Source organism: Desulfotalea psychrophila LSv54, from assembly GCF_000025945.1.
Lineage (GTDB): Bacteria > Desulfobacterota > Desulfobulbia > Desulfobulbales > Desulfocapsaceae > Desulfotalea > Desulfotalea psychrophila.
Map to the genome: position 1 here is coordinate 1,078,254 of NC_006138.1, position 19,247 is coordinate 1,097,500.

The 19,247-nt window shown below is 47.4% G+C and carries 15 protein-coding genes (1 of these 15 only partly in view); 7 read left to right on the forward strand and 8 right to left on the reverse strand.

The window, feature by feature from the left end; all coding sequences use genetic code 11:
- Nucleotides 1–78: 78 nt before the first annotated feature.
- A complete protein-coding gene (locus DP_RS04855) occupies nt 79–1,656 on the forward strand; it encodes a BCCT family transporter (protein ID WP_041277635.1) in 1,578 nt (525 codons plus the stop codon).
- Between the two features lie 25 nt (nt 1,657–1,681).
- Here DP_RS04855 and DP_RS04860 read toward each other — a convergent pair whose 3' ends face one another.
- Together DP_RS04860 and DP_RS04865 are read right to left on the reverse strand one after the other, a co-directional pair.
- On the reverse strand, nt 1,682–2,401 hold the full coding sequence (locus DP_RS04860) for a 3'-5' exonuclease (RefSeq protein WP_011188208.1): 720 nt from the start codon (nt 2,399–2,401) through the stop codon (nt 1,682–1,684).
- Complete coding sequence (locus DP_RS04865; protein ID WP_011188209.1) at nt 2,402–4,279, reverse strand: DUF294 nucleotidyltransferase-like domain-containing protein; 1,878 nt, start codon at nt 4,277–4,279, stop codon at nt 2,402–2,404.
- A 276-nt stretch (nt 4,280–4,555) separates the two neighbouring features.
- On the opposite strand from DP_RS04865, the gene DP_RS04870 reads away from it, so the two are divergent.
- On the forward strand, nt 4,556–6,166 hold the full coding sequence (locus DP_RS04870) for a SulP family inorganic anion transporter (RefSeq protein WP_041277636.1): 1,611 nt from the start codon (nt 4,556–4,558) through the stop codon (nt 6,164–6,166).
- A 43-nt stretch (nt 6,167–6,209) separates the two neighbouring features.
- Here DP_RS04870 and yedF read toward each other — a convergent pair whose 3' ends face one another.
- The 3 genes from yedF to DP_RS17870 are packed head-to-tail and all read right to left on the reverse strand — an operon-like array spanning nt 6,210 to nt 8,080.
- Nucleotides 6,210–6,815: a sulfurtransferase-like selenium metabolism protein YedF gene (gene yedF / locus DP_RS04875; RefSeq protein WP_041277637.1), complete on the reverse strand. Its 606-nt coding sequence runs from the start codon at nt 6,813–6,815 to the stop codon at nt 6,210–6,212.
- A 10-nt stretch (nt 6,816–6,825) separates the two neighbouring features.
- Entirely contained in the window at nt 6,826–7,872 is a 1,047-nt protein-coding gene (selD, locus tag DP_RS04880; RefSeq protein WP_083818934.1) for a selenide, water dikinase SelD, read from the reverse strand.
- Nucleotides 7,862–8,080, reverse strand: a complete 219-nt coding sequence (locus DP_RS17870; protein ID WP_011188213.1) for a hypothetical protein — start codon at nt 8,078–8,080, stop codon at nt 7,862–7,864. Before DP_RS17870 ends, selD begins: the two co-directional genes overlap by 11 nt.
- Nucleotides 8,081–8,352: 272 nt before the next feature.
- On the opposite strand from DP_RS17870, the gene DP_RS04885 reads away from it, so the two are divergent.
- Nucleotides 8,353–8,673 carry a cupin domain-containing protein gene (locus DP_RS04885; RefSeq protein ID WP_011188214.1) on the forward strand — a complete coding sequence of 107 codons (321 nt, stop codon included), beginning with the start codon at nt 8,353–8,355 and terminating at the stop codon, nt 8,671–8,673.
- A 37-nt stretch (nt 8,674–8,710) separates the two neighbouring features.
- Here DP_RS04885 and DP_RS04890 read toward each other — a convergent pair whose 3' ends face one another.
- Nucleotides 8,711–9,823 carry a GGDEF domain-containing protein gene (locus DP_RS04890; protein WP_011188215.1) on the reverse strand — a complete coding sequence of 371 codons (1,113 nt, stop codon included), beginning with the start codon at nt 9,821–9,823 and terminating at the stop codon, nt 8,711–8,713.
- Nucleotides 9,824–10,122: 299 nt separating this feature from the next.
- Here DP_RS04890 and DP_RS04895 point away from each other — a divergent pair, with 299 nt between their 5' ends.
- The 3 genes from DP_RS04895 to DP_RS04905 are packed head-to-tail and all read left to right on the forward strand — an operon-like array spanning nt 10,123 to nt 13,467.
- Complete coding sequence (locus tag DP_RS04895) at nt 10,123–12,135, forward strand: TrkH family potassium uptake protein (protein ID WP_011188216.1); 2,013 nt, start codon at nt 10,123–10,125, stop codon at nt 12,133–12,135.
- A gap of 13 nt (nt 12,136–12,148) precedes the next feature.
- Nucleotides 12,149–12,814, forward strand: coding sequence for a potassium channel family protein (locus tag DP_RS04900; RefSeq protein ID WP_041278370.1), 666 nt, complete (start codon nt 12,149–12,151; stop codon nt 12,812–12,814).
- Nucleotides 12,811–13,467, forward strand: a complete 657-nt coding sequence (locus tag DP_RS04905; RefSeq protein ID WP_011188218.1) for a hypothetical protein — start codon at nt 12,811–12,813, stop codon at nt 13,465–13,467. The genes DP_RS04900 and DP_RS04905 overlap by 4 nt, the downstream gene beginning before the upstream one ends.
- 31 nt (nt 13,468–13,498) lie before the next feature.
- Here DP_RS04905 and DP_RS04910 read toward each other — a convergent pair whose 3' ends face one another.
- Nucleotides 13,499–15,106, reverse strand: coding sequence for an aspartate:alanine exchanger family transporter (locus tag DP_RS04910; RefSeq protein ID WP_041277638.1), 1,608 nt, complete (start codon nt 15,104–15,106; stop codon nt 13,499–13,501).
- Nucleotides 15,107–15,525: 419 nt separating this feature from the next.
- Nucleotides 15,526–17,445, reverse strand: coding sequence for a methyl-accepting chemotaxis protein (locus DP_RS04915; protein WP_011188221.1), 1,920 nt, complete (start codon nt 17,443–17,445; stop codon nt 15,526–15,528).
- A gap of 597 nt (nt 17,446–18,042) precedes the next feature.
- On the opposite strand from DP_RS04915, the gene DP_RS04920 reads away from it, so the two are divergent.
- A protein-coding gene (locus tag DP_RS04920) for a methyl-accepting chemotaxis protein (protein WP_011188222.1) crosses the window boundary here: on the forward strand, nt 18,043–19,247 show its 5' portion. 847 nt of this gene lie beyond the right edge of the window; the window shows 1,205 of its 2,052 coding nt (coding positions 1–1,205); its start codon is at nt 18,043–18,045; the stop codon falls past the right edge of the window.

Below are 19,247 nucleotides of genomic sequence, written 5' to 3' on the forward strand. Positions count from 1 at the left end.
TCACATGATGCACTCAGGGGGCCTTTTGGAGGAGATGTTTTTTCTGCTTGGGCCCTTTATTACCAAGATGGAGGATACATGAAACAGGGTAGAGGGAAGTACAGTATTGATACAACAGACTATACCATTGGTCAGGACAACATCCAGAAATGGGGATTTGATGTTCATAATATCGTTTTTGGCGTAAGTGCCGGTTTGATCCTATTGTTTTTGCTTGCCACACTTTTCAGCGATCCACATACTGCAAAGATGGCGCTAGATGGTGTTAAGTGGAAGATCATAGCGAACTTTGATCTGCTATTTATCTGGTCGGTAAATATTTTTGTCCTGTTTTGCCTTGGTCTTATTGTCTCGCCCTATGGGAAAATCCGCCTAGGTGGGGATGATGCTGTGCCTGATTACTCTGTCTGTTCCTGGTTGGCTATGCTTTTTGCCGCTGGCATGGCCATTGGTCTTATGTTTTGGAGTGTTGCAGAACCTGTTGCTTACTTTACCGGTTGGTATAAGACACCCCTGAATGTGGTGCCTAATTCGCCTGAGGCTGCCCGCCTTGCCATGGGTGCCACTATGTTTCATTGGGGACTTCACCCCTGGGCCACCTATGCCGTTGTCGGTCTCTCCCTTGCCTATTTTACCTATAATAAGGGCTTGCCTCTCTCCATTCGTTCCATCTTTTATCCTATTTTGGGAGAGCGTGCCTGGGGTTGGGCTGGTCATATTGTTGATATTCTCGCTGTTTTGGCAACCCTCTTTGGTCTTGCTACATCTCTGGGGCTGGGTGCCCAGCAGGCAGCAAGTGGAATTAACAATGTCTTTGGTTTAGAGAACACCATTGGCCTGCAAATTGGTGTTATTTGTGGTGTTACCTTGCTGGCGACAATATCTGTTGTCCGGGGTATCGAGGGTGGCGTTAAGGTTTTAAGTAATATCAACATGATAATTGCTTTTTTCTTGCTTGTGGCAGTGATTGTTTTGGGTGGTGGTGTTGTTTTAAAGTCTCTGCCAACAACCATGGGTGCCTATCTGGAAAATATTATTCCACTCAGTAATCCGCACGGTCGTGAAGATCAGGCTTGGTTTCAGGGTTGGACTGTTTTTTACTGGGCCTGGTGGATCTCTTGGTCACCATGTGTGGGGATGTTTATTGCGCGGGTCTCCAAGGGGCGAACAATTCGTCAGTTCCTTATAGCAGTACTTATTGTCCCTACTCTCGTAACCTTTGTCTGGATGTCGACCTTTGGCGGAATAGCCATTGATCAGGTGGTTAGAGGTGTGGGAGCTTTGGGCACAGAAGGTTTAAAGAGTGTTCCCTTGGCAATGTTTCAGATGTTTGATGTCCTGCCCTTTAGTAACTTTCTCTCCATCATAGGTATTATTCTGGTTCTGGTCTTTTTTATTACCTCGTCGGATTCCGCCTCTCTGGTCATTGATAGCATTACAGCAGGGGGTAAGGTGGAAGCCCCGGTCCCACAGCGAGTTTTTTGGGCCTTAACCGAGGGCGCTATTGCTGCAGCTCTGCTCTGGGTTGGTGGCACGGAGGCGATTCAAGCCCTGCAGGCAGGGGCAATTTGCACTGCCCTGCCCTTCACCGTGATCATTTTATTTATGTGTTTGAGTTTGATTTTAGGACTTCGGACAGAACCGAGAAAACTGTAACTGAGTGGGTGCATCCAATCTCTTCTTAGAGCCATAGAGTGGAGATTGGTGTTTCGTCAGAGTAGTGGTGGGCAATCTGCGCCTGCAAGAGCTCTGCCGTGGCAATGGCATCGGTGAGGGCGTGATGCACTTGGTAGTGTGGCAGCCCGTAGCGACTTCTGCTATTTGCTAAGCGGATGGACTCCGGATGTCGCCCCTTCAACCAGTTCCACAGGCCCCCCCTTTTTTTCTGCTGAATTATGGACTCTATCTGCATGGTATCAATAACGGGAAAAGCGATTCCTTCCCCGAGCAACTCATGGAGAGCCTTGTCCAGGAATTTTCTCTCTATTTCTCTGTAGTGGACAACCACAATCTTGCCGGCAAGTTCATTGAGTACCTCTTGCCATACCTTGCCCAGACCTGGTGCATTGTTGATATCTGAATGGGTAATACCGTGGATAATTACAGAGTCTTCCCCCAGAGGACTATGGGGGTTTATCACCCAGTAAGCAGCTTTTTTACAGTAAATACGATGGGTGTCAAATGGGATGAGTCCGATGCTGAGAATGCCGTCTTTTTGCAGGTCAAGTCCCGTTGTCTCAAAGTCGAGGGCAACAAAGGGGATGTCTTGCAGGGGGGTATTCACATCCAGGTTGTAGGCAGAGTAAAATTTTTTCAACCCTGGATCTTTGGCCTTTTTTGCCTTCTCAGCAAGTATACTGGGCCAGTCACGGGGTCTGCTTTTTTTAAAAGATGGCATCATTTATTTCAGGCTGTTTTGTTGGTAATGAAATTTAATATAATTTTGGGCGTTACTTAGTATTTGGAAGGCATCTTTGAGGTTGCGTCGCTCAAAATCAGACATGTTTTCAGGTTCAATATTATTGTCGGCCTCCATCTGTGCTTCGATATCATATGCCTGATGGCGTAGACGTACCATGGAGATAAATTCCATTGCATCTCGCAGATCAGCGCCCCGACCCTCTGGTAGTATTCCCGCTTCAATGATGTCATCCAGCCTCTCAAAGGAATTTTGGGCAGGTGAGCCGATGGCGAGGGCATGTACTCGAATAAGATCAGCAAGAGGTGCTGTCCCCCGCCGCTTTAGATTCATAGAGTTTTTATGTTGACCATCTTTTTCCATAACGAAGGTTTTGAAAAAGCCAAGAGGAGGTGTTCTGCGCAGGGCATTTCTGGCCAGACAGGAGAGAAAACGTTTATTGTTTCGAGCCTTTCTGGAGATGAATCGATTCAGCTGGTCGGCCCATTTTGTTTGGCCACAAACACCATCGAGGTCGAAGAAAATACAGCTGTGGAGGAGTGCGAGAGGGTTTGGCGCATCTATCCAATCACCAAAGCACTCTTCCCAGTCACTGCGAGTCTTGCGCCATTCAGGGTTGGTGGCCATGATTTCGCCGGCACAGGATTCATAGCCACAGGAGGTGAGGGCATCGCAGATATACTGGGCGAGTTTTTCAAAATACGGACCGTGTTTTTCCGGATTATAGCTGTCGTCGAGGATAATTGCATTGTCCTGATCGGTAACTATCAGCTGTTCGTCGCGGGCCATGGAACCCATGGTCAGAAAACAGTAGGGGATGGGAGGGTTACCTAGTTCCTCTTCAGCCAGTTCAGCAAGGCGCTGGATGAAGCTCCTACCGATAACTGCCATTGCCGTGCCCACCATATGGGAGTTTGCATCTTCGTTGACCATTCGGACAAAGCAATCTTTTACCTGGGCAGAGAGGTTGATCAGTTCTTCTCGTGATGATTGGAGGAATATACTGCTGACCAGCAGGAGGCTATTCTGTGACTCATAACGAACGATGTCGGTGATTTCAATAATGCCGATTGGTGTTTTGTTACGCAGTACTGGCAGGTGATGAATGTTATTACGCAACATGGTCAGCATTGCCTCAAAGACATAGGCGTTACTGTCTAGGAATATGAGATCCGTCGACATAACCTTGCTGACGGCTGTGTCACTGGAAACTCCTTCGGCAAGTACTCGGGAGCATAAATCTCTATCGGTGATGATGCCGGCAAAAGGCTCATCATCTTCAGACGTGTTTTCGGGAGGGCTGATAAGTATGGCGGAGACATTCTCTGCTGCCATGGTTCTAGCTGCCTGCTGTATGGTTTGATCATGGGCGATCATCACCGCCTCCCGGGTCAGCAAGGTCACTACCTTGGAGGTGGTGAGGTCGCTGGCTGCGTTGGAGGTGGAAACTGCCTGCCTGAGGCGGGTGACGTCTTCTACTTCGACAAAATCTGAAAAATGTTCATATTGATCACAGAACTCGGAAAAAATTTCTTCCGGAAAGAGGTAGAGCAGGGTGTCCTCGATGGCCTTGGCCGGAAAGCGTACCTTGTTTTTCATCAGCAGGGCCAGTTGACCGAAGATATCGCCTTGCTCTAATCTATTATAGAGCTCTCCCTTTCTTCGGGACACCTCCACAGCTCCACTACGCATCATATAGAGGTGGAAGATTGATTCGCCGTAATTAAAAATTGTACTGCCTGCCCGGTAATAGGCAATTTCAGTATGTTTTGTGGCCCTGGTCAAGGCCTCTTCCGGTAGGGAGTTAAAGGGCGGGTATTGAGATATGAAATCATATATTTCTTGTAATTCTGCTTCCATGGAATGTCACGAACGTTTAGGGTGTTTTTTACGAAGAGGTGGAGTGGCCAATAAACGACTACCGAACTTATAACCCATTCGGGAAAAAGAGTACAAAGAAGAAGAGATAAAAAGATGTCATGCCTTTTTTTTCTTGCTATTCTTCGGCAAAAATAATAAAAGAGGCACCCCCTCTCCTAGGGACTAAGAAAAGCTTTCTTTTAAAACAGGTACGACTCTCCTTGTGGTGGTTGTACCTGTTTTTTTATGTCCTTTCAATATCATAGAGAAAAAAAGATGATTGAACTCATTCAAAAAACCACTGCGAATCTCCGAACCGAGATAACCTCAGGTATTACCGTTGCCCTGGCTCTCGTGCCCGAGGCTGTAGCATTCTCTTTTGTGGCAGGCATTGACCCCTTGGTGGGACTTTACGCGGCCTTTATGGTTGGGCTTATTACCTCGATTTTTGGTGGTCGTCCCGGAATGATTTCAGGAGCCACCGGAGCCCTTGCCGTTATTATGGTTTCTCTGGTGCAGGAGGGTAATGCCATGGGTCTTGCAATGGCCAATCCTGTGGTAGGAATGGGGCTCTACTATCTTTTTGTTACCGTTATTCTCATGGGATGCTTTCAGGCCATGGCTGGATTTTTCAAGCTGGGTAAATTTATCCGTTTGGTTCCCCATCCGGTAATGCTGGGATTTGTTAATGGTCTTGCCATTGTTATTTTTCTCTCTCAGCTGAATATGTTCAAAACCGTTGACGGTGGCGTTTCCGTCTGGCTCCATGGTCCCAATATGCTCACCATGCTGGCTCTTGTCGGTACAACCATGGCGATAATGTATTTCCTCCCCAAGCTGAATAGGCAACTACCAGCAGCCCTTACCGCTATTTTGGTAATCAGTTTTATCACCATTGTCTGTAAACTGGATGTGCCCACCGTGGGCTCTTTTATCCGTGATGGTGGTGGTGAGGGATTAGGGGGAGTTCTGCCGAGTTTTCAGCTGGAACTGTTTTCCATAATTCCCTTTACCTTGGATACTCTGATCTTTATTGCCCCCTATGCCTTCCTTCTTGCCGGTGTAGGTCTGATTGAATCACTTTTGACCCTTAACCTTCTCGATGAGATTACCGAAACCCGTGGCAATAGTAATCGGGAGTGTATCGCTCAGGGCTGTGCCAATATAGTGACGGGTCTTTTTGGTGGTATGGGCGGTTGTGCCATGATCGGCCAATCCATGATCAACGTTAATGCTGGCGCGCGTGGCAGAACCTCCGGTATTGTCGCTGCCCTCTCCCTGCTCTGTTTTATTCTCTTTGCCTCTACCTATATAGAGATGGTTCCCATTGCCGCTTTGACGGGAATTATGTTTATGGTGGTGATCGGTACATTTGCCTGGTCAAGCCTGCGCATCATTCCTAAGATCCCTCGAAGCGATGCCTTTGTCCTTATTGCTGTTTCTGCTCTTACCGTTATCTTTGATCTTGCCATAGCCGTCTTTGTTGGGATTATCATGTCTGCCTTGGTCTTCTCTTGGGAAAATGCCCTGCGTATTCGTGCCCGTAAACATATCAAAGAGAATGGCACTAAGGTCTATGAGATATGGGGGCCTCTGTTTTTTGCCTCCTGCCAGGCATTTACCTCTAAATTTGATGCCAAGGGTGACCCGCAAAATGTAGAGATTGATTTTATGGAGTCTCGGGTTTCTGATTTCTCGGGGGTGGAGGCAATTTCAACGGTGATAGAAAAATATCAGAGGGAAGGAAAGAAGGTGATGCTTAAGCATCTCAGTGATGACTGTAAAAAACTTCTCAATACCAATAATAGTAAATATCAGGCCTTGATTATTGAAAAGGTTGATGATCCAAGATACTTTGTTATTGCCGATAGAGATCTGCGGGATTAGCAGGAGGGGGAGGTGGCCGTAGAGGCCACCTTTCTTTGTCCCGCTAGGATATTGTGATTACCTTGTCGGCAAGCTGGGTTGCGCTAACAATATCAAGCATATTGGTTGCTGAGCCCACCTCTTTTTCTGGCATAAGGCCAAAATGTTCCAGGCAGGTGCCACAGGCGAGAACGATGGTTCCAGCCCTCTCGTATTCCTGTAGCTCCCGGAGAACGGGAGAAGAGGCAAGCGTCAGTTTAACCCCGCCATTGACAAAGATAAGCTGCCAAAGATCCGGTCCCATCTCCTTGAGGGTCTTGATGAAGCTGATCATCAGTTTTTCCCCCAATAGCTTGTCGCCTGCACCAAGATATTCAGATGTGATCATGACCACAATCTTTTGCTCTCCAGCCTCCTGCTTGTCGGGGGCTGTGAGGCTACTTGCAACAAATTCTCCACTTCTGGTTGCCCGAACCTCGAAAATCTCTCCCCTCTTGCCCGTCTCCACCTGAAATCCCTGGGATTGGAGAAAACGGCTTACATTTTCCTCCGAGGCCTGATTGTCAAGCAGGATGGTGAGTTGATCATTGCCTGGCTGCTCGATGGCATCCTTGGCGAGCAGGACAGGGCCGGGGCAGGGCAGACCACATGCATCTATTGTTGTACTCATGGTAAATCCTCTATGAAATCTGAATGATATTTGCTCTGTTTTCAGTGACAAAGCCAATTATTTGGGCGTCTTTAACACCTGCATCTTGTAGTCTTCTCACCAGGGACGGGCCATCCTCTTCTGCACAGCCAATGAGCAGACCACCCGAAGTCTGGGGGTCAAAGAGGATATCGCGCAGGACAGGATCAAAAGCCTTGGGTATCTGCATCATCTCCTTCCTGAAAGCCCGGTTATTATGGGCTCCAATGGGCACAAGACCCATGGAAGCGAAATGGTGGGCCTGATTGAGGATCGGTACGTTTTGAGACTGAATGGTGATAGATTTATCACTGCCATCAATCATTTCCGCAATATGGCCAAGCAGGCCGAATCCCGTGATGTCGGTGCAGGCGGAAATATTAAATTCTCGCATGATCTCGGCAGGTTTCTTGTTCAGGGTCACCATTAGTTCGGTGAGCTCCTCTATCGTCTCCTTTGAGGCAAGTCTTGCCTTTATGGCGGTATTGAGGATTCCTGTACCAATTGCCTTGGTCAGAATCAGAACATCACCGGTCCGTAGTCCCTGGTTGGCAAGAATCTTGTCCGGATGGACAAATCCTGTAACCGAGAGGCCATATTTGAGCTCTTCATCTTCAACGCTGTGTCCTCCGAGGAGGACGGTGTTGGCCTCCCTTAACATGGCCGAGCCACCGGCAAGCATCTCCCGCAGTGGTTCTCTGCCCAATGTCTTCATTGGATAGGCGACAATGTTCATGGCTGTTTGAGGCACACCTCCCATGGCATAGACATCGGAGAGGGCATTGGCTGCTGCAATACGACCAAAGTCATATGGGTCGTCGACAATGGGGGTGAAAAAATCAAGGGTTTGAATGAGCGCCAACTCATCTGAAACCTTATATACACCTGCATCGTCGGCTGTAGCCATACCGACAAGCACGTTTTTATTGGTGGGAAAATCAATTCCGCATAGTACTCCATCCAGGTCCCCTGGAGATATTTTGGACGCTCAGCCGCCACCTTTTACTTTGGCTGTGAGTCGAATTTTTTCAATCTTCATCTCTACTCCTTGTTGCAGGACACATGATGTCTTTTATTTGGTAAGAGTGTTTTTCGCCACAGGATGGGCAGGGCGATTTTAGGACTACCTCTCCCTGTAGCTGACGTTCTCCATCTGCCGTGGTGATAATGGTATACCCCTTCATTAGAGAGTAGTGGCTACTTGAAAAGCAGACACCTGTTTTAGGGCAGTTGAAATATAGTTTCATCCCGACTCCTTGTACAGGGGGCTTTGGTGAAAAAGTTATCTTTTTTAGGAATTTCCTCAGGACTCTATAGGTAAGCTAAAAAGGTAGATCACACCCATAGTTTTTATGTATATGTTGTGGCAAGAGATAGGGAAATCTGATGGATGTGTGGCTATTTCAGTGCATGGAGCTGTTGGAACTTTGCTGGAAATTGACCTGAATCAAAGATCTGTTGGGAAATTTCTGCTATAAGTAAAGGAGTTGCATCAAATTTAATCCTTAAAGGAGATTTTATGAAAGTGATAAACCTTGATAGCACAGATAGCTTTTCTCCAAATATTATGAATCGTTTTTTCTTGGTGGAAGACTCACCTAATTTTAAAATTATCAATTTTAACCTCGATGCGGGGGTAACCTTTCCTGTGCACTCCCATGATCTTGATGGGGAACTCTCCATTCAGGTGCTTGCTGGCGAGGGATTTTTTCTTGGCGGTGACGGTGCAGAGATTCCGGCTCGGCAGGGAGATATTCTCATCTCAGAGATACGGGAGCCTCATGGGGTAAGGGCAACGAACCAGATGCGCATTTTGGTAACCATAGCCCCGCCAATTTGATAGTTACAGAGAGACGATATGGTGAACCCCTCAGGGCTCACCGTTCCGTTTTAAAACGAACGCAGTTTCTACCATCGCTCTTTGCCATATAGGCGCCTTCATCGGCCGCCTTGAACAGGGCATTGACGTCACTGATCTCTTCGCTATTAGTGGCAACACCAATGCTGACGGATCCCTGCCAATAATTATTGCCAAAGGTTGTTTTTGTTTGGGATATATTTAGCCTGATTCTTTGGGCAATTGTCATCCCTGTTGTTAGATCTGTTTGGGGGCAAATGATAAAAAATTCATCTCCGCCAATTCGGCAGACAGTGTCCCTGTCCCGGACCGAGGCAACAAGTACCTTGGCAATATTTTTCAGGACAAGATCACCCGCATCGTGTCCATAACTGTCATTCACCGTCTTAAAATAATCCACGTCTACCATAAAACAGCAGAGGGGTTGTTCGGTGATTTTTGCCTCATCCCAAAGCAGGTGTATTTGCTTCATGGCATGACGTCTATTGGCAAGTTCCGTGAGAGGATCGGTTAGAGAGATCTTTTCCAGGCCTCTGTTGGCCTGTTGTAGTTCTTCCGTTCGCTCCCGTACCTTCTGTTCGAGGTCTTGGTTGAGTAGATTCAGTTCTTTGTTGCGTTGAGAGACTGTTTCAAAGAGATGGTTGAGGGCCAGGAGGAGTGGCTCGGTAGACTGCATTTTTAGCTCTTGCTCTTGTCTATAGGCCTCTGCGGGTGTTGTGCCCTCTTCTATGGAGGCTATCTGTCTGGCCATGCTTTGATCATCGTTGAGTATATGATAACTCAACCAATGAATGAGGAAATTTAGTATTTGCCGAAAATTTTCTTTGTCTGTAAGGCCAAGGTTGGCGGTAATCGCTTCTATTTCTTGGCTAAAATCATTATGTGCGGCTATATGTTTAGAGGTGTAACGAGGGTCTAGCTTTGCGGCCAGCATGATTTCTTCTTCTGTTTTAAAGTGATCTACCCCATAGGTGGTAAGTTCTTTTGAAACGCGTAAGATAAAGTCTTTATTTATGCTGTTTTGACTAAAGGCAAAGGCAAATTCATTTATTATATCAATAATATGATGGTGTTGCTTGTCGATGTCGCTTATTCCTGTTGTAAAGTTTTCGTCCCAGATGAATGTTTTCATGGATGCTCCCCCGCCATAGGGTTTTGGGTAAAGGGTAATTCTTAAGATGTTCTCTGATAGATGCTAAAATAGCCGGATAAAGTGGGTTTTGTCCAGAGAAGAGGTTTTTTTTAAGAAAAAGTGATGTTTTTTTATGGTGCAAGCTCAGGATGGAGTGACTTTTAACCGAGTGTTGCCAAAGTGTTTTTTCACGGCTACAATGTGCGACTTCGATTGACCCTGGGGGTTAAGGTTCAGTCAAATTCTGTTGCCAAAGGGTCATTGTTTTTATAAAAAATAGTATAGCTGTAGAGGGTTGGATGAAGGTCGCTGAACATTTTTATTCGTCTCTGTCCCGTTTTGGCTTAGAGGGGGCCTCTCTGGTCCTCTTTCCGTTACCCCTTCTGCTTTTTGACAGGGCCGAAATGATTGGGGGGAATTGGCGTTTTTATCTTGCCCTACTTGCCTCTTGCTCCTCTCTTATCTGTGCCTTCTCTCTGCATAGAAGACCTCTTCTTGGCAAGTTTTTTGGTCTGATCTGCTCTGCGGCGATCCTTGCCCTTATTTTTTTCCATGTCCTTGCAGATCCCTTTGTCGCCCTGCCCGCTGCCATTATTTACATTGGCATCGTTTTCTTTCTCTTGGATTTTAGAGGGGATGGAGGTGTCAACCTGTATCCGGAGGCCTTTGTAAGATACACGCAAAGAGCATGGTGGGCATCTTTTGTGGTCATGTTTCTTGTCCTGCTAGACTTGCTCATGCCTGCCTCTGTGGGAGGTCCTTATCTCTATATTGTCCTCTTCTCTTTTGCTATGGCCCAGTTGTTGCTGTTTTTGGCCGCTCTCAGTAAGAGGTCAACGTCGTATCTCTGTTTTACTCTCTTCACCGGCCTTTCTGTTGCCCTCTCTGCCTGTTTTTTTGGTATGGGTAATATAGCAACCCTTATTCTTTTTTTGAATATCCTCACCCTTGTGGTTCTGCCGCGAGGTAATTTTCTTGGTGGCCGCAGAGAGTTGTGGTGGGAGGTGCTATTTGATCATCCTGCTCGTATCCTCTTGGTCAGTTTTCTGAGCCTCTCTGTTTTTGGTACCTTTCTTCTCAGTTTCCCTTTTGCAACAGAGGCGGGGGGCGTCGGTCTTCTTGACGCGGCCTTCACCTCCGTCAGTGCCGTCTGCGTAACGGGGCTTACGGTGCTTGATACGGCGACTGATTTTAGCCTGTGGGGACAGATTGCCATTCTCCTTCTCATTCAATTTGGTGGCTTGGGCATTATGAGTATTACAGCCGTTGCCCTGCATGCCATGGGGCGCCGCCTGAGTCTCAAGCAGGAGCGAATTTTGACCTCGATAGCCGATAGCGGTAGTCAAGGTTTACTGGAATCACTGAGCACAATCCTCAAGTTCACCTTTGTGGTAGAGGGGGTGGGGGCATCTCTGCTTGCCCTTGTCTTTTACTGTACGGGGGACACTCCTCTGCTTGCTATTTGGCGGGGCATATTTACGGCCATCTCTGCCTTTTGTAATGCCGGTTTTGCCCTGCAGAGTGATAGTCTTGTCTCCTATCAGACAAATCCCTTTGTTCTTCACCTTGTGGCAATTCTCATCATCCTGGGCGGGCTTGCCCCGGCAACAAGCCTGATAATACCAAGTTGGCTGAGGGGGAAGGCTATCTCTATACCCGCACGTATTGCCCTGATAACCAGTCTTGCCCTCCTTTTTACAGGCACCTTCTTTATCCTTGCCTTTGAGTGGAATGGTGCCCTGGCGGGTCTCTCTATCTTTGATAAGATTAATAACGCTTGGTTTCAGTCTGCATCTCTTAGAACTGCGGGCTTTAACTCTATTGAATTTGCTCATCTGTGTAGCTCAAGCTTTTTGGTTATGCTTTTTTTAATGTTTATTGGTGGCAGTCCAGGGAGTACGGCGGGCGGAGTGAAAACTGTAAGCATCGGAATCTTGGCAATTACTTTCTGGAGAAATATAACAAACCGTCATCATGTCATCTTTCAGGGACGAGTTATTTCTCCCTCGACAATATTTCGGGCAATAACAGTTATTATTTCCGGGATGATAGTCTGGTTCTTTCTTGTTTTAATGCTTACGACAACGCAACAAATTTTTGCCAGAGATATTGTCTTTGAGGTGACCTCTGCCCTGAGTACTGTCGGCCTGACCTTGGGGGCCACGCCACTTCTTGATGGCATGGGTAAGGTTATTGTTATGCTGGCAATGTTTATCGGCCGAATTGGGCCCACGACAATTTTTATGCTTTTGAGTTCCGATGAAGAGAGATCATCTCAGAGGCGTCCTGAAGTTAAAATTTCTCTCACATAGCTATGGTTATTATATGTCTCAACAGGTGTTGATTATTGGTCTAGGTCAATTTGGTATGTCGCTTGCGCGTACCCTTTCTGAAAAAGGTGCCGAGGTGCTTGCCGTTGATATAAACAGGACTCTGGTCGAGGAGGCAGCAGGATTTGTTGCCGAGGCCGTGGTGCTTGATGCCACGGATGAAATAGAACTTGCCCGCCTGGAGCCGGGTAAGAGGGACTCTGCTGTCTGTGCCATAGGCGATGATTCTAAGGAGGCCTCTATTATCTGTACAGCCCTGTTGCGGCAGATGGGTACCCCAACAATTGTTTCTCGTGCCAATGATACCTTACATCAGCGTATACTGCATCTGGTCGGGGCTCATCAGGTGGTTAATCCTGAGCAGGAGTATGGGAAAAGATTTGCCAGTCGTCTCCTCTATAAGGATCTGATTGTGGATACCAGTCTTGGTGAGGATTTACATTTAACGGAGATTGCTGTTCAACCTCAAATGGTGGGCAAAAATCTTGTGCAACTTGCCCTGCCAAAACGTTTTGGCATCATGGTGGTTGGGGTGCGGGGGGCTGGTCAGAATGGGATAACCCAGCCTCTGCCTACGGCAACTCTTATGGCGGGTGATAATCTGATTATTGTCTCAAATGAGGCGGCTATTCCCAGACTGGTAGAGGGCGTTGAGCTATGAGGCGAGTCGAGAGTGTCAAGGTAGGGGCCTGGATTTTGATCGGCCTTAATATCCTTATGGGCCTAGGCTCTATATGGGTTTTCACCCGTATGGTTCCTGCCATTGATGTTATAGTTGAAAAAAATGGGCGCTCTCTTCAGGCCTGTGAAGAGATGCTTGCGGTCGTAGTCATGGCCTCTGTGGAAAATGTTGTCCCTAAGGAATCTGAAGCCGCCTTTCGCCGTGCTTTGGCCTTGGCGGAAAAGAATGTTACGGAGAGAGATGAGCCGATTGCCCTCCAGGCGATTAGAGAAAATTATATTGCTGCATTCTCGGGTGACTATGCTGGTAAGGAGAAGACTGTGCAGGCGATTCTTCATTTAAACGAAATTAATCGCCTGGCAACGCTCCAAGCCGATACCAAAGCAGAGCATTTAGGCAATGCAGGTGCCTGGGGAATTGTCTTTATGGCAAGTGCTGTATTTCTGGTCGGTCTGCTTCTCCTGCGTAGTGTGACGAGAAATTTGATTGAACCCCTGACCGAGATACGCTCTGTGCTGGTGGCAAATCGATCGGGTGATCCAATGCGAAGATGCACGGGCGTTGATATGTCAGGGGATATTCATAGCATCTATAAACACCTTAATGAGATGTTGGATCAACCCAGGAGATAGTTGGTTGAGTCCGGACTTTTCTGGAGGAAGATTAGAAAAATCTCTCGACGATAAAGATCAGTAGTTTCGTGTAGATAATCATGCTGATCAGGGCTACGGGGTAGACAGTGGCATAGCTCGATGTGGCATAGGGGGTTTTGGATATCTTTGCCATTGTGGCAAGACCCGGTGTACTTGTCATGGCGCCCGTTATTACTCCCAGCATAGAGAGAAAGGGGAGTTTGAGTAGATGTTTGCAGATAAAGACTGAACTGATCAGGGGGACTGTCGTGACCAGTATTCCGGCCAGGGAGAGTTGTAGCCCTTCGTGACGCAGAGTTGCAAGGATGCTTGTCCCGGTTTGGGTGCCAATGGTTGCCATAAAGAGCACCAGGCCCATCTCTCGGATAAAACTATTGGCATTGCTGGGGATGGCCCAGATTAAGGGACCTGTCTTATAGATATTGCTGAGAAACAGTCCTGCTATCAGTACCCCACCCGTGGTGCCCAGATAAAAAATGCCCGAAAAGGGAATATAGAGCGGTATCTTGCCCAGAATAAATCCTAAAAAAAGACCAGTAAATATGGGCAGGATATTGAAATTATAGGAGTCTTTTATGCTGTTGCCAAATATTTTTTTAATATTTTCCAGGGATTGTTTGCTACCGACCGCATGGATGGTGTCGCCCATATGGAGACGCAGGTTAGGGCCTGCGGGCAGCTCGATGCCGTTGCGGCTTATTCTGCTCAGCTGTACATTAAAGACCTCGTGGCAGTTGAGTTGTTTGAGGCTCATTCCGCAAATATCCTTATTGGAGACGGTGATATACTCCCCGGAGAGGACGCGCTCAAATTCAATATCCTGATCAACGGGAGTTCCCAGGTACATTTGCATCATTTCAAGATCATCTTTGGTGCCGGTTATGCGTAGGTGATCACCTGCCTGGAGGATGGTTTGCCCGCCGACTAAAATAGGCTCTGTGCCGTTTTTTCTCAGCAGTCGGGTGATGATGACGGGAGATATGCTTTTGAGATTGAGGTGCTTGACCTGCCTGTCAACGAGGTTGAGATTGGTGAGCTCAAGATGCATAAAATGCAGCGGCTTATGTGTCTTATCTCGTTCCTTGTTAAGGGCCTGTTCTTCATCTTTGACTGTAATATTCAGTATCTTGGGAATTATCTGAATGAAGACAATGACCCCCACTATACCAAAGAAATAGGTCACTCCATATGCAGCTGGGGCGTTCTGACCGCCGGCAATCTCAACGGCCACGGCAAGTCCCGGTGTGCTGGTTAGGGCACCTGTAAAGATGCCGGCACTGGTGCCGGCACTAAAATGGAAAAGGTAGGTAGTTGCCAGAGTGGTTAAAAAGCCAATGCCAATGATGGCCACTGTTCCCAGGCTCAGCTTTAATCCTCGTTGCCGAAGGCTGAAGAAAAATCCGGGCCCCGCCTGGAGGCCGATGGAGTAGATGAAGAGGACAAGGCCCAGGGTCTGGAATGTCTTGGGCAGGGTATAGCCAAAATGGCCGAAGAAGAGGCCGACAAAGATGATGGCAGAGGAGTCGAGGGAAAAATTTTTAATATTGATCTTGCCTATGGTCATGCCAATCAGGGTAATGAGTAGGAGCAGAAAAATCTGATTGTTTAGTATGTCCATTTTGTTTTCCTTGTCCAATTGAAAAGTTAAAGCATGTTGCTCTCCTGTAGGGGGGCCCTAATCTACATCAATGCTCTGTATATAAAAGTCTATTCCCCTTATGCAATCGTTTGATTCTCTTTATGTATGGGCGCTGTCGTTTAAGGACTTGAAACTATTGTATTTTTGTGGGGTTGAGCGGGGCTGGCAAGAGAAGGGGAGGCTGATTTCACCTTTATTCGGAAGGGAGGTGGGGTTGGGGCGTGAGAGGGTGCTTTCCTCCAGCGCTCCAACTCCGTGGGCGGATGGGGCTCTGTCGTCTGTCATTTGTAACGTGATCTCAAAGCTATGCGCTTTGTCCAGGAGGAGGCGTGGGGCAAGGCCCTGTTAAAGGGAGCCTTTAAAATTAGTGGAAAAAAATTCTAATTCTTAAAGCTACCTTAAAGTTTAAAACGAGACACCTGCAGATCCAGTTGCCCTGCCATAACCAGTACATCCTCAGAGTGCTGTACTATTTTTTTCATTTCGTTGCTGTTGTCTTCACCAATATGGCTAATGCTGTGCACATTTTGGCTAATAGCCGTGCTGACAGCTGTCTGTTGCTCGGTGGCACTGGCGATTTGCAGATTCATGCCATTGATCTGTTCTATGCAGTCGGTGATTTCATTGAGAGCTGTCCCGGCCTCCCTGATTTTAGCCATACTCTCCTTGGTCTGCCGGGAACTGAGGGCCATGGCGGCACTGGTTTGCTTGGTTCCCTGTTGCAGGTTTTCTATCATGCTTCTGATCTCGCCGGTGGCATCCTGGGTGCGTTGGGCAAGGGTGCGCACCTCATCGGCAACAACGGCAAAACCTTTGCCTGCTTCCCCGGCCCGGGCGGCTTCGATGGCGGCGTTGAGGGCAAGGAGGTTGGTTTGATCGGCTATATTGACAATAACATCGATGATCTTGCCAATATCGTCACTGTTTCCAGAGAGTTTATTTATTGAACTCTGTAGCTGCGCCATATCAATGCCCAGGGTTTCAATGACGGAAATAGTTTCATCGATGGTTCTTTTTCCATTTTCTGCTGATCTATTAGCGCCTTGAGTCATCTCTGAGGCGGCCCGCGCACTTTGCGATACTTCACTTACTGTGGTGATCATTTCCTCAATGGCAGATGAGATTCCCTCTGTCTGCAACTGCTGTTGCTCTATGGCTTGATTGGAATTCTGCATGGAATGGCTTGTCTCGCTCATAGATTGGTTGAGGCTCTTCGAGGCCAGTGACAGCTCCTGCAGTACTTGGCGGAACTTATGGGACATTGTTTTCACTGCCTTAAGCACCTGTCCTGCTTCTCCTCCACTGTTCTCATCGTGGTTTCCGATGCTGTTGGAAAGATCGCCCTCGGCAATGGTTTCAACCACCTTAACCACCTGCTGGAGTTGCGCTGATATGGGCAGAGAAATGCGCCATGACAGGTATATGCCAATAAGCAGGACCAATATCCCGATCCCCGCTGCAGTGAGGTTTGCCGTAAGTAATTCAGTTGCATAGAAACTTCGGTTCATGGCTACCTCTAATACCCCGATAGGCTTTCCTGAGTAGTCTTTGACCACATCGGTTAAGATAGCATAGGGCTGTCCCTTGTGCTTGAGCCTTGTTATTACTGACTTGCCTGCCAGGGCCTGTTCGAGCAGTACCTGGGCAACGACTGGCTTTCTGCCAAGGGTAGAGGCGAAGGTCTGGACCCTGCCATCACGCAGGATATGCAGGCCGACATCAATGCTACGCTGAGACTTAATCTCATCAAAGAAGGGCTGGCCAAATGTCATGCCGAACTCAACTGAACCCAGGTGTTGGTTTTGGTGGAAGATCGGAGCCACGCCTCGGATGCCAATGCCGGCCAGCCCCTGCTCAAGCCCCACCGTTGTTTGACGTGTCTTATTGGTGTTGACCACCGTATTACGAAAGGAGGAGAGGTCATCTCCGAATTTTTCCGGTTTATGGAGGCGTAAGAATGAGGTGGCCGGTGGAACATGGAATTGGGACTGTCTTGCTCCAAACTTCTCCTTGAGTATGTTAAAGGCAGGGCTCAACTGTTCTGTCAGGGACTCGCGGTTCCGGGCCGCAAAATTGGCCTGTACCTCTGGAATATTTGCCATCAGGATGCTGAGTGCTTCGGCTAAACGGCCCTTCTGCTCAAGGCTGTTGATGATGGCCTCATAGTGTCCACGTAACTCTCGTTCTTCGGCATGTTTCACGGTGCGGTTCAGGAATATGGCTGAGCATGTGATGAGGATCAGGGTTGTAGCTGCCAACAGGACAAAGATGATGGTTAAATAGCGTCTACCTATGCTCATATCTCGGAATGCCTTCATATTTAGTCCCGCCTCTTTGAAATTGATCAGTTAAAATCGTTGATAGCTCTTTTGTATCGGGATGACCGTCCCACAATAAAAAAAAATGATAGACTTGCTAAAGAAAACTTGATGTGCCGGCTGACAATATTCTTCTTGATAAGCTAAGTCAATAATATTATTGCAATCATCTGTGATTGATCTATCATGATCCTATCATAGTGTGGATTTTCCGTGAGCTTGTGGCTGTCTTATCGACAGGCTGGGATTGTGGATGATTTCTTGCGACGGTAATTACCTTTCAAGAAGAGTCTGGCCGGGCATCGTTTAATAATATTAAGGGATAGTAGATATGGACAAGAAAACTTTCCAAAAGGGACTATGTAATGCGGCATTGTCAGCTGTTGAGCTTTGTCGGTATTTGTAAGTATTTGTAAGTAATTGGCACAGGGGGATGGCTCTGCGTGCTGCTCCTCTCTTTGCTTTGGTTGTCTTTCTTGATCCAAAAGGGTAGATTTTTTTCAGAGCAGGATGTTGCAATGTTTTGTATTTATTGTGGTTTTTCATCTATTTTGATGTTGGACTTGTTTCGAAATAAAATATTGTAGGGGAGGTACCATGTTGACCAAGTTGAAAAATGTACAGTTTACCACCAAATTGTTTTGTGCAACTGTCTGTATTGCCGTTCTCTGTGTGATAGTGATAACGGGTGTTGCTCTCAACATGGCGAGTGAGAGTTTGAGGGAATTTGGCAAGCAGGCAATTACCGATGTGCATGATACGGTACGGAGTTCACTGCTGATGTACAACAAAAATACCCAGGCAACCCTGGGGGAGAATATCCGGGTTTTTAAGCAAGAATTTTCCACTAAGGGTGAACTGGTGCTGGATCGTACCAATATGCGTGACCAGACATTGATTAATCAGGTAACAGGGCAGCAGAGGCGGCAAAAGATCCCGCAACTGCAGCTTGGCGATACCATTTTAAATGGAGATACAGGGTATATTGATTCTGTAGCCCACCTTCTCGGTGCATCTGCAACAATCTTTCAGCTGGTTGATGATAAGCTCTTGCGAGTGGCAACCACGGTGAAGAAGGCCAATGGTCAGCGGGCTGTGGGGACCTACATCCCCTCGGACAGTGCTGTCTGTAGATCAATTTTAGCGGGTAACACCTTTCGCGGCAGGGCCTTTGTGGTCTCAGACTGGTATCTGACGGTCTATACCCCTCTCTATGATAAGGCCGGTAAGCTGGTCGGTGCCATTTATGTCGGGCGTAAGATGCTCAATGAGCAGGTGGCAGACTTTATCCGTAATACTCATGTCGATTCTGGTTATTTCTTTGTCTATTCAGAAGACGGCAAGGTTTTGGTCCATCCAAACAGATCCTATGAGAATATAGAGGTGTTGCCTGTTTTTAGGGGGGTGAGGGATGATGACCTTGTTTATGAGTTCAATGGCACTACCAGATTTGCCAAGGTTGCCTATATAGAAGAGTGGGGTGTTTCGCTCGCCGTAAGTTTGGAGGAAGAGGCCATCACCGGCGGTTTTGTCCGCAGTATGGTGAGCACCAATATAATAGTAGGGTTTTTGGTTGTCCTGGCGAGCATCATTGTAAGCATCTTCCTTGTCCGTTCAATTAATGCTCCCCTTAAGGAGCTTGCTGCCAAGGCAGTCCAGGTGGGTGAAGGGGACTATACGGTTGATTTCCAATCGGAGAATCGGGACGCTATCGGTCAGTTGACCAATGCCCTGGGTATGATGGTTTCTAAATCAAGGGATGTGCTTGGAAATATTATAAACTCCTCCCAGACCCTTCATGT

What these genes read in the sequence shown, in the direction of transcription:
- DP_RS04890 (WP_011188215.1), bottom strand. Translation starts at nt 9,823, where the DNA reads ATGAAAACATTCATCTGGGACGAAAACTTTACAACAGGAATAAGCGAC.
- DP_RS17870 (WP_011188213.1), bottom strand. Translation starts at nt 8,080, where the DNA reads ATGAAACTATATTTCAACTGCCCTAAAACAGGTGTCTGCTTTTCAAGT.
- DP_RS04870 (WP_041277636.1), top strand. Translation starts at nt 4,556, where the DNA reads ATGATTGAACTCATTCAAAAAACCACTGCGAATCTCCGAACCGAGATA.
- DP_RS04855 (WP_041277635.1), top strand. Translation starts at nt 79, where the DNA reads ATGAAACAGGGTAGAGGGAAGTACAGTATTGATACAACAGACTATACC.
- DP_RS04900 (WP_041278370.1), top strand. Translation starts at nt 12,149, where the DNA reads ATGTCTCAACAGGTGTTGATTATTGGTCTAGGTCAATTTGGTATGTCG.
- DP_RS04905 (WP_011188218.1), top strand. Translation starts at nt 12,811, where the DNA reads ATGAGGCGAGTCGAGAGTGTCAAGGTAGGGGCCTGGATTTTGATCGGC.
- DP_RS04910 (WP_041277638.1), bottom strand. Translation starts at nt 15,106, where the DNA reads ATGGACATACTAAACAATCAGATTTTTCTGCTCCTACTCATTACCCTG.
- DP_RS04895 (WP_011188216.1), top strand. Translation starts at nt 10,123, where the DNA reads ATGAAGGTCGCTGAACATTTTTATTCGTCTCTGTCCCGTTTTGGCTTA.
- DP_RS04865 (WP_011188209.1), bottom strand. Translation starts at nt 4,279, where the DNA reads ATGGAAGCAGAATTACAAGAAATATATGATTTCATATCTCAATACCCG.
- yedF (WP_041277637.1), bottom strand. Translation starts at nt 6,815, where the DNA reads ATGAGTACAACAATAGATGCATGTGGTCTGCCCTGCCCCGGCCCTGTC.
- DP_RS04885 (WP_011188214.1), top strand. Translation starts at nt 8,353, where the DNA reads ATGAAAGTGATAAACCTTGATAGCACAGATAGCTTTTCTCCAAATATT.
- DP_RS04860 (WP_011188208.1), bottom strand. Translation starts at nt 2,401, where the DNA reads ATGATGCCATCTTTTAAAAAAAGCAGACCCCGTGACTGGCCCAGTATA.
- DP_RS04915 (WP_011188221.1), bottom strand. Translation starts at nt 17,445, where the DNA reads ATGAAGGCATTCCGAGATATGAGCATAGGTAGACGCTATTTAACCATC.